This is a genomic window from Helicobacter sp. MIT 11-5569 (assembly GCF_000765695.2).
In the GTDB taxonomy this organism is placed as follows: domain Bacteria; phylum Campylobacterota; class Campylobacteria; order Campylobacterales; family Helicobacteraceae; genus Helicobacter_D.
In genome coordinates, this window is sequence record NZ_JRPB02000040.1 from 1 (window position 1) to 1,112 (window position 1,112).

Annotated in this window: 1 protein-coding gene; it reads left to right on the forward strand. The window is 30.8% G+C overall.

Annotated elements, in window-relative coordinates:
• On the forward strand, positions 1–1,058 hold a 1,058-nt coding region (locus LS70_RS10030), incomplete at its 5' end, for a hypothetical protein (protein WP_161594720.1).
• Positions 1,059–1,112: the final 54 nt, after the last annotated feature.

The following is a 1,112-nucleotide window of genomic DNA, read 5'->3' on the forward strand; positions in this document are numbered from 1 at the left end:
ATATTTCTAATTCTAATCTTTATGCAAATTATTCAAACTCTTATCTAAGCTTATATAACAACTCTCGCACAAATGATAAAACTGAACTTGATAGCACTATCACCACACAAGAATCCCAAACAACTCAATTAAGTGATGAAGAAGCTAGACAAATGCTTGATGAGTTGCTTAAAAATCCTGAAAGTAGCCCACTTGGTTGGGATTCTAGTCTTTTTGTTAATAATGATAGCGCAACGCTTAAATATCAAGAGTTTAATGAAGAAAGAAGAAAACAAGCTTTAAACAAAGAAGTTCCTAGTGATTCAGAATTTCAATCAAGTGTTGAATATTTATTAGGACAAATGGAAGACATTTTAGTTAAAGGACTTAAAGAAAATCCAAATGATTTAGAACTTCAAAACCTTTTAGCAATTTATAGAATAGGAAGCGCAAAGCTTGATTTTAAAAATGATTCTTTGCCCTATAAGAGTTATTTAGACCGCAAGAGAGACGCACAAGAAGCTCTTTCTGAATTAAAATCTGGCACATTGCCTAAAGACTTTAATAAAACTATGTCAAGCTATATGTCAGGAGCTTTTGTGTTTGAAGGTAACATTAGCGACTTTTTGTATCATGCGAATCAATTTGGAATGATTCCACAAAATCAAGAAGATAAGATTATGAATGCTTGGGATAAAACTCAAGCTTATTTACTCAATCAATCTGGAGACTTAGGCAATAATTCATTCCAATTAGGCGATGCAATTATTTCTTGGGATGGCAATAGTCCCTTTAGAGATTATTTTGATGGAACTGCTATTAAAGTAGAATTTCTTAAATCTGATGATATTTTTGCTTCCCTCTCTTCTAACTTCGATTCCTCCCAAAGCTTTTTTGATATTTTAGAAAAAAGAGACAAGCTAGAAAAAGAAAATCAAGAATTAAAAACAAAGCAAGCTTATAGTGCTTATGGAATCTCTAATACTACAAACTCTATTAAAACAGATTCCACAAGCAATTCTATAATACAAACATTACTAAAAGATTCCAAAGAGAATAATAAGAATCTTCAAGAATAATAAAGATATAATCCATAGGAAGACTTAAAGAATTGCAAATAAGGATTCCTATGT